This window comes from Roseateles oligotrophus (assembly GCF_025717515.1).
GTDB classification, from domain to species: domain Bacteria; phylum Pseudomonadota; class Gammaproteobacteria; order Burkholderiales; family Burkholderiaceae_C; genus Paucibacter_A; species Paucibacter_A oligotrophus.
On the sequence record NZ_JAJIRN010000005.1, the window covers coordinates 488,041 to 496,340 of the forward strand.

The 8,300-nt window shown below is 62.9% G+C and carries 7 protein-coding genes and 1 pseudogene; 2 read left to right on the forward strand and 6 right to left on the reverse strand.

All coding sequences use genetic code 11. The features are described from left to right. Positions 1–141: 141 nt before the first annotated feature. From LNV07_RS13395 to LNV07_RS13420, 6 genes are all read right to left on the reverse strand, one after another. Complete coding sequence (locus tag LNV07_RS13395; protein WP_263571655.1) at positions 142–348, reverse strand: hypothetical protein; 207 nt, start codon at positions 346–348, stop codon at positions 142–144. Beyond that, positions 345–1,172: an IS21-like element helper ATPase IstB gene (gene istB / locus LNV07_RS13400; protein WP_263571656.1), complete on the reverse strand. Its 828-nt coding sequence runs from the start codon at positions 1,170–1,172 to the stop codon at positions 345–347. The genes LNV07_RS13395 and istB overlap by 4 nt, the downstream gene beginning before the upstream one ends. Further along, a complete protein-coding gene (gene istA / locus LNV07_RS13405) occupies positions 1,162–2,655 on the reverse strand; it encodes an IS21 family transposase (RefSeq protein ID WP_263571657.1) in 1,494 nt (497 codons plus the stop codon). Before istA ends, istB begins: the two co-directional genes overlap by 11 nt. Before the next feature lie 572 nt (positions 2,656–3,227). Next, positions 3,228–3,353, reverse strand: a complete 126-nt coding sequence (locus tag LNV07_RS13410; RefSeq protein ID WP_263571658.1) for a hypothetical protein — start codon at positions 3,351–3,353, stop codon at positions 3,228–3,230. 463 nt (positions 3,354–3,816) lie between these two features. Next, the gene (locus LNV07_RS13415) at positions 3,817–5,733 is read right to left on the reverse strand and encodes a sensor histidine kinase (protein WP_263571659.1); all 1,917 of its coding nucleotides are present in this window, start codon (positions 5,731–5,733) and stop codon (positions 3,817–3,819) included. A 263-nt stretch (positions 5,734–5,996) separates the two neighbouring features. Continuing rightward, positions 5,997–6,890: a LysR family transcriptional regulator gene (locus tag LNV07_RS13420; protein WP_263571660.1), complete on the reverse strand. Its 894-nt coding sequence runs from the start codon at positions 6,888–6,890 to the stop codon at positions 5,997–5,999. Between the two features lie 123 nt (positions 6,891–7,013). Here LNV07_RS13420 and LNV07_RS13425 point away from each other — a divergent pair, with 123 nt between their 5' ends. Together LNV07_RS13425 and LNV07_RS13430 are read left to right on the forward strand one after the other, a co-directional pair. Further along, positions 7,014–7,955, forward strand: a complete 942-nt coding sequence (locus tag LNV07_RS13425) for an NADP-dependent oxidoreductase (protein WP_263571661.1) — start codon at positions 7,014–7,016, stop codon at positions 7,953–7,955. A 114-nt stretch (positions 7,956–8,069) separates the two neighbouring features. Next, positions 8,070–8,300, forward strand: a pseudogene (locus LNV07_RS13430) (hypothetical protein); the annotation flags it as partial.

An 8,300-nucleotide genomic window follows, 5' to 3' on the forward strand; every position in this document is an offset into this window, starting at 1 on the left:
TTTTTGGTCCTTGGCCGGCAGTGCCTTGTTCGGCCAAGCAAGCACCAAAGACAAAGCCCCTTCATCGGGGCTTTGTCTTTGGGGTCGACCTTTGATCTTGAATGAAGAACTCAGCGGCGCCGTCCGCTATCCCGAGGCGCGTCAGAACGGCTCGCCCGACTCGAATTCCAACGAGTCGTCTGTCGTCATCAGTTGTTCGCGCCAGGCTTGCTGAATGTGAGGCCCATAACGCGCCCAGAGCGAATCCCGCAGGTATTCCACAGCCTCGAATACCGCCAACGCTTGTTCAGGCGTCCAGTGGCTGGGCAGGGTCCGCGGCTTGTTCGCTCGGCTTCGGCGCGTCTTCATGGCGCCTCCTTGCCTGCTCGTTTGGGCGCAGCTTTGGCAGTTCCGGCCGGCTTGGCTTGTCGCCTTGATTTGGCGATATCAGCTCGTTCGTCGGCCTCCTTCTTCCGGTACGACGGGCCTTCGATGCGCACCACTTCCGCCCGGTGCATCAGCCGGTCAACCAATGACACCACACAGGCCACATTGGGGAACACCTCGCCCCACTCCGCAAAGGCCCGGTTCGTCGTCACCACCGTGCTCTTGTGCAGGTAGCGCCGGCTGATCAGCTCAAACAGCAAGTCAGCATGCCGGTTTGAGTACGACAAGTAGCCCACCTCGTCGATGACCAGCAGGTCCGGCGCAGCGTAGTGCTTAAGCCTTCGGCGCAAGGCCGTGTCGCTGTCCAGCGCGGCCAATTCGCCCAGCAAAGCGCCTGCCGTGATGAACAGCGCCTTGTGGCCGGCCAACACGGCTTGGTAGCCGATATTGCAGGCGCACATCGATTTGCCCACGCCGTTGGGCCCGACCAGCACGACGTTGCTGGCGTCCGCCATGAAGTCCAGCGTCATCAGCTCCTCGATGGCCGCCCGGTCACACTGCGTGGGCCATTGCCAGTCGAAGTCCGCCAGCGGCTTGAACCGGCCGATGTGGGCGGCGCGCAGCCGGCGCTCCAGGCTGCGACGGGACCGCTCTTGCGCCTCCCAGCCGAGTAACTCGGCAACCCAGCGGGCGCGCTCGGGCTCGGCCATGACCTCCGACCACCGGCTCAGCAAGCCATGCAGATGCAAGCCGGCTGCTTGGGTGTGAAGATCGGCGCTCAGAATCGGCGGGGGCTCAAGTCTCATCATCACTCTCCTTGCGGTCATAGGAGTCCAGCTTGTGCGGGCGCACTGGCGCATCGCGGCGGGCTACGTGCTCGGGCAGGATCAGCGCGGTGGGCGGCGGCTGCCCGTCTGCTTGGGCTGCCCGCTCCAGCGCATGGCGCACCGCATTCGGGTGCGGCACGTTGGCGGCCAGCGCCTCCAGCATGGCGGCCTGCAGCGCCGCTGCGCTGTAACGCTCCAGCAGGCGCAGCAACGAGGCGGTGATTGAGCCGAGGTTATGGCCGCGCTCGGCCGCGCGCCTCAGCAACTCGGTGCTGGCCGGCACGGCGGCGCTCAACCGGTCACAGGCTCTGTGCGCACGGGCTTTGTGTTTGCACTCCACCAGCGTCTGGATGTGAACGGGATTCTCGATCTGCGCCGCCTTATCCCAGCTGCGAACATGAACCGCCAGCTCTTGGGTCCCGTCCAATATCCGTACGCACTGCTCATCGGCCAGCACGCTCACGGTTCGGCGCACATGGGTGTGCGGCACCGAATAATCGTTCAGATCAAACCGGGCATAAGGCGTCTTGCCGATGACCACAGTCAGCCGCTCGCCCACGGCGTAGTCGTGCACCGGCAAGGGCAACAAGTGAGCCCGCTCGCCCTCAAAGGCCTGCTGCACGCTGAAGCTGGTGTCCTGGGGCCAGCGCCGCTTTGAAGCTTGTCCCTCGCACCAGGTCCGGGCCTGCGCGTTGAGGTCGGCCAGGTCGGTGAACTCGCGGGCCGCAAAGAAGTTGTCTCGAACGTAGCGGATCGAGCGTTCGACCCGCCCCTTCTCATTCCCACGCGCCACCGCCACCGGGCGCGGCTCGTACAGATGGTGAGCGGCGAACTTGAGTAACACCGGATTGAAGCGGATAGCATCGCCCACACGTTCCAGCACGGCGCTCTTGAGGTTGTCGTACAGCAGCACCCGCGCCACCCCGCCAAACGCCGCAAACGCCTCCACATGGCCGCGCAAGAAGGCGTCCATGCGGGCGTCGAGGAAGAAGCGCAGGAAGATCCGGCGCGAGTAGCTCAGCACCATCACGAAGGCCATCAGAGGGCGCTTGGCGCGGCCGATTTGCAAGTGGCCGAAGTGACCCCAATCGACCTGCGCTTGCTCACCCGGCAAGGTGAGCAGACGCAGGTAGGCCTCGGCCGCCGGGCCAGGCCGCAGCTCGGCAATAAGGTGGCGGAAGTGCGATTCGCTGCCCACGTAACCCCGCTCGCTGACCATGGCATACACGCGTGCAGCCGTGAGCGTGGGGAACTTGATCAGGGTCTCCATGATGAAGGGTCGATAGGCGTCAATGCGGCTGGGTCGCTGCGCGGATGGCGGCACGGGTGACCCACTGGCAGCGAGCACGCGCCGCACGGTGTCGCGGTGCACATGCAATTGCCGGGCGATGGTGCCGACCCGCCACTTCTCGGCGTTATGTAGTCGCAGAATCTGCGCGGCCAAATCAGGGGCTATGGTCATGGCGCGGCCTTGTGAATGATGCGGCGCGCGGCGCAGCACACGAGCCGCGCCGCAAGAAGTCTTGACGCAACCAGCCGGTCAGCGGTGCGGCGCAGCGGCGGCAGTACCCGAGTGGCGTGGGCGTGGGCGCGGGCGGGGAAGTGGCGGAAGGCGCAGCAGCGACAGGCAGCGGGCCGAGATCCGCATCTGCCGCGCTTGCCGAACTTGCTGAGGCTGCATCTTGGGTCCATGTGACCAGTGGAGCCGCAACACCCCCGGCCGGGCAACCCTGGTGCGTCACATTCTCGAAACGGCGGCCGGCCTGCCGCTGGCGCCACCGTCGTGTCCGAGCGGCATGGGCCAGCCGACCCGGGCGGGAGCGCTGATACCGACTGGAGGCCTCACGCCGCGCAACCTCACGGTAACGACGCCAGCAAGAACGGCCGCAATAGAGGTTGCCGTGGTCACAGTGGCTGCACAACGCCACTTGGACGCGGCACCCTGCGCAGAGGAATAGACGGGCAGGACGATCCATGTGCACACCCCGGATTCACCGAAGGTGCTGGACGGACTCGTCCCGGCGCGCCACACTCTCATGGCACCGCCTTCAACGGCACGGTGTCGGGCGCGGCGCGGTCGTCAAGCTTGCCGGCTGGAGGAAGACCGCTGCCGCGCCCACCTGCTTCGGCATTGCCGGTTTGTACCGGATGCGCTGGCATGGGTGCCAGCCCGGCTAAAGCCGCCGTACCGACGGGCCTCAAGCCGCGGGCATTGTGGAATGCCGCCGCTCAAACGCCTGCTCCACAACGCGATACCGCCGCCGGCCGATGAACTCGTTCGCCATCGGCCTTGCCTTGCAAGCTTCAAAACAATACTTGATTCAGTCAGCACCGGATCAAAACCGCGTTCTCACCAGCGAATAGGAGCGGTTCTTGGTCAGCGTTCACAAGAGGAGCCGTTCACGAAGTCGCCGGTCAACCGGAGCCGAATGGCTGCTGCTTGACCCGTCGAATAGGCGCGATCGACCCTACAGGAGCAGCTCGTTCCCTTGTCATCTGCGGCAGCAGTGTGCCCAAAGCCGTAGTTCGTTGGCTAGCCAAATTGCCGTCACAGGAATAGCTGAGGGCTTCAGATTCAAGACTTGATCCTCAAGGCCTTCTCTTCTGTTCACAAGGCATTGAGCTATGGCGGTGCATTTTTCAGCTTTACCTTCGACACCATCGATTCAGAGTCCGGCAAGATGATGCGTACACGCAGGCCCTGCGGCTGATTCGGCAGCAACTCGACCTGGCCGCGCATCAATCCCTCGACCAAGTTACGCACCAGCACAAGGCCGAGGCCACCCTCCGTTAACAATTGCTCGGCAAAGGGCTCAAAAGCATGGGCGCGGCGAGCTTCGCTCATGCCTGGGCCGCGATCCTGCACCTCAATGCATAGGCCAGGCGCGGGATCGAACCTGGCGAACAGCAATGTAATCTCTGGCAGGCTTCCGGCCACCCAGCCAAAGCGCAATGCATTCTTGAATAGATGTTGCAAGACCTGGGCCAAAGCATCGACCGCGCCCAGCCATTCGATACCTTCCTCCAGTTGCAGCTCGGGAGATATACCGGCCGCCCGCCATTCCGGCTGTAGCGCCTGCACCTGCTCGCGCAGCCAGGGCGCCATCTCCACTCGCCGGCTTTGATGCAAATGCTCATGCAGCCCCAGCTCGCTGAAGCGCGACAGCAGGCTATGCGAACGCAGCAGGTTGCTTTCAACCAGCGCTGCAGCTTGATCGAGTTGCGCCAGTCCCAGCAACAAATCTTGCTTGCGCATCGGAGCTTGCAGTTGTGCTTGCAAGCCTTTCACCTGATCGCGCAGCGCGCTCACCGTGAAACCCGCTGTACCCAAGGGCGTGTTGAGCTGATGGGCGACGCCGATCAGCAACTTGCTGATCACTCCGCGCTGCGCATGCCGCTGCAAGGCTTGCTGCGCCTCGACCAACTCAGCGCTGCGCTCGCGCACGCGCTGCTCCATTTCATCGTAGGCTTTGCGCAGCTCGACATTGCTGGCGCGCAGCTCGACCGCCAGTTGCGCCTCGCGCATCATCGCGGCCATACCTGCATTGTGTTTGGCGCGCAGCTGCCGCAAGACTTCGTCCTGCACCATCTGGCGTCCCTGAATAGCACGGCGCCCGTCATCGATGCGCCCCTGACGGAACGCACATTCCGCCTGCGCATCCATAATCTTGATTTGCAGATTGGCGCTGCGTTGACTACCCAACTCGAGCTGAATCGCCTGGCCGAGTTCGGCCGCCGCCAAGTCCAAACGCCCCTCACGCAAACCCAACTGCGCGCGGGTATAGGCGCGCCAAGCTTGGAACAAGACCACGGACCGCTGATCGGCACCTGCGTCCAGAAGTTCTAGTTCCTGGAGTTGAAGTCGCGCCGCTTCAAACTCGCCAGCCAAGACCAAATTGACCGCCAAATTGGTGCCGACCATCCCTCGAAACCCCTGCAGATGCGAGGCCTTGGTCCGCTCATAGAGGTTGCGGTACAAGTCGATGCAATGACGCCGACTGCCTTCATCGCCGGCCTCGGCGCGACCATACGCCGCCGTGGCCCGACAGCCCTCGAAACAAACATCCATCCAATCAAAGCGTCCAAGCAGGCGCTTCTCTAGCGCGGGCAAAAGGCGGTCCAGTTCATCAAGGTCGCCCACCACAACCAGATACAACAGCATCTGCTGCGCCGCCATGCAAGCGCCCACGCGACGGCCGGCGCTCTCAAACAAGGCAAGCGCCTCGCTTTCGTTTTTCATGGCTTGCACGGTCAGCCCAAGCGCTTTCCCGCTCAGGGCGAGGAACATCAGCAGCTCAGCGCGCTGTGTCGGGTCAAGTGAGGCATCAAGCTCCAACCGCCGCGCTCGGTCGATCAAGTCGGGTGCCACCGCACGACCTTGGCGCATTTCCAGCCAAGCATGAAGCAGCTCGAAACGCAGTGAATTGCCCGGACCCTGCAGCAACACCTGTATGCGTTGCCGGACCTCAACCCAGCACAAGGACCCGACGGCCAAGTAGAAGGTTTCCACGGCCAAGTCACTTTCTCGCACTTCGGACATAGCCCCCTCCGTGTATGCGACCACTTTAGTCGAAATCATACGAAGGCTAGCGCCTTTAAGTTGTTTGGCGTAGTACTGAGCATGACCGGGCCACTCACTCATCCATGTACGAGAACTGATACTGAGCCGATAGGCCAGTTTGTCGCGCGCCGTCGGCCGCAGTCTTTGCGGTCGAGTTGCTTATGTGAATGATCAAAGACTGCCCCAGGCGCCGAATCAGCAAGGCCTGCGCCCAGTCCATGAAGGCTTGCACACTGATTCGGTCAGACCAAGGATAGCCGTGCCGCCAGGAAATCGACGAAGGCTCGCACGCCGGCCGGCTGTAGCCGCGAGGACATTACGGCATGCACCGGCAGCGGCGGCAGGGTCCACCCCTGCAACACCTGAACTAGGCGCCCCGCGTTCACCGCATCGCGCGCAAGTGCATGCGACAGCACCGCAATGCCCAATCCACGCTCGGCAAGCAGGCGCATTAGTCCAAGATTGTTGGTGGCAAACCGACCACGAACCGTGACCGCCATCTCGGCCCCGTCACGCATCAGGCTCCATAGCGCCTCGCGCCCTGGCGCAGGGAGGTTGAAACACTCATGTTCGACCAAGTCGGCCGGCTGCTGCGGCTCGCCATGCCGCTCCAGATAAGCAGGCCCGGCAAACATCAGCATCTCGACCGTGCCGATGCGCCGCACGATCAGTTGGTCACCCTTGACGGCGCCTATGCGGATGGCGACATCGATATGTTCACCCACCAGATCGCGCTGGCTGGGCGACAGATCCAGTTCGAAGGTGATGCCTGGAAAGCGACGCGTGAACTCCGGCAAAAGCGGGCCGATGTGATTGACGCCCATGTCAACCGGCATCGACACGCGCACATGCCCCGTCGGACTTGCGGCAGATTCGCGCAGAGCTTCTTGCGCCAGACGAGCTTGGTCGACCAAATCACCGCAGCGCTCGAAGTAACGTCGTCCGGCAGCGGTCAACTCGACCCGGCGTGTGGTGCGGTCAAATAGCCGCACGCCGAACTTTCGCTCCATGGCGGCCACGCGGCGTGACAGTGTTGCCCCTGGCACACCGAGTTTGGCGCTGGCACGGCTGAAGCTGCCTGTACGCGCTACTTCGACAAACAAGGCCATGTCGCCCAGCGCCAAGAGATCATTCATTTTTCCACCTTGGGTAAACTTTCAGCAGTCTATTCCATTTTTGGAAAAGTCTTGTCCGTTCTTGTGACTACTGCGCGCCGGCGAATATTGTCAAACTGCGGTCTTTAATCAAGGACATCGAACATGAAAGCCATCCGCGTCCATGCTTACGGCGGACCTGAACTGATGCAGCTCGACGACGCGCCGATGCCCGCCTTTGGCGCTATGGACCTGCTGGTTCGCGTGGTCGCAGCCGGCGTCAACCCGATCGACTGGAAGATGCGCTCGGGGGCGATGGCGGCGCATATGCCCAAAAGTTTTCCGATGACGCTCGGCTCTGATGCGGCTGGTGTCGTCACCGCACTCGGCGGTGGGGTGTCCGGCTTCGAGCTTGGCGACGAGGTCTGTTTCTACGCTGAGTTCGCGCGCGGCGGCACCTATGCCGAGTACGTGGCTGTAGATGCGAGCCAAGTCGCGAAGAAGCCGCGCACCGCGTCTTTCGCCACTGCGGCGGCCCTGCCCATGGCGGGCCAGGCCGCGTGGACTGCCTTGATCGAGACTGCCAAAGTCGAGCGCGGCATGCGGGTGCTGATCCACGGTGGCGCCGGTGCGCTTGGCACGACTGCCTTGCAACTGGCCAAGGAGCACGGCGCCCATGTCACCGCCACTGCAAGCGGCGACGGCCTGGCCCTGGTCAAGAGCCTCGGAGTCGACGAGTTGATCGACTACCGCTCCCAGCGATTCGAGCAGATCGCTCGCGACATGGACATCGTGCTCGACACGTTGGGCGGGCCGACGCAAGAGGCGTCCTGGGGCACGTTGCGCCAGGGCGGGCTCCTCGTCGCGACCGCCATGCCGCCGCCACCCGAACGTGCAGCCGCAGCAGGTGTGCGGGCAGCTTTCATCTTTACGCCACCACGCGGCGCGGTACTGGCGCAGCTGACCGAGCGAGTAGATGACGGGCGTTTGCGCATCGTCGTCGGTCAGGAGTTCGCGCTCGCTGATGCAGCGCAGGCGCACCGTCTTGGCGAGGCAGGCAAGGCGCGCGGCAAGATAGTTCTCCACGTCGGCGCACCCGGGCGCTGATTCCTTCGCAACTCACCTGGAAAGTCGCAAACTCATGCTTCAACTCCGTCCGATGGACGCCCAACCTCTTGAATCGCAGTCCAGCAATTCGCCAGCAAACACTAGGATCCAATCTTGAAAAAACTTTTTGTCGCAGCCCTGATAACCGCTCCTTTTTTGGCTTCCGCCAATCTGGTTACAAACGGCAGTTTTGAGTCGGTAGCAGGCACCTTGGGTAATGGTGGTGTGTCGCGTTACACGACCGCCACTGCTGGCGGCTGGACGGTCGATGCCAATCAACTCGAACTTCGCAACAATAACGCCGGCGCCGCCTACGATGGCAAAATCTTCGCCGAACTAGATAAC

What these genes read in the sequence shown, in the direction of transcription:
- LNV07_RS13395 (WP_263571655.1), bottom strand. Translation starts at nt 348, where the DNA reads ATGAAGACGCGCCGAAGCCGAGCGAACAAGCCGCGGACCCTGCCCAGC.
- istB (WP_263571656.1), bottom strand. Translation starts at nt 1,172, where the DNA reads ATGAGACTTGAGCCCCCGCCGATTCTGAGCGCCGATCTTCACACCCAA.
- istA (WP_263571657.1), bottom strand. Translation starts at nt 2,655, where the DNA reads ATGACCATAGCCCCTGATTTGGCCGCGCAGATTCTGCGACTACATAAC.
- LNV07_RS13410 (WP_263571658.1), bottom strand. Translation starts at nt 3,353, where the DNA reads ATGCCAGCGCATCCGGTACAAACCGGCAATGCCGAAGCAGGTGGGCGC.
- LNV07_RS13415 (WP_263571659.1), bottom strand. Translation starts at nt 5,733, where the DNA reads ATGTCCGAAGTGCGAGAAAGTGACTTGGCCGTGGAAACCTTCTACTTG.
- LNV07_RS13420 (WP_263571660.1), bottom strand. Translation starts at nt 6,890, where the DNA reads ATGAATGATCTCTTGGCGCTGGGCGACATGGCCTTGTTTGTCGAAGTA.
- LNV07_RS13425 (WP_263571661.1), top strand. Translation starts at nt 7,014, where the DNA reads ATGAAAGCCATCCGCGTCCATGCTTACGGCGGACCTGAACTGATGCAG.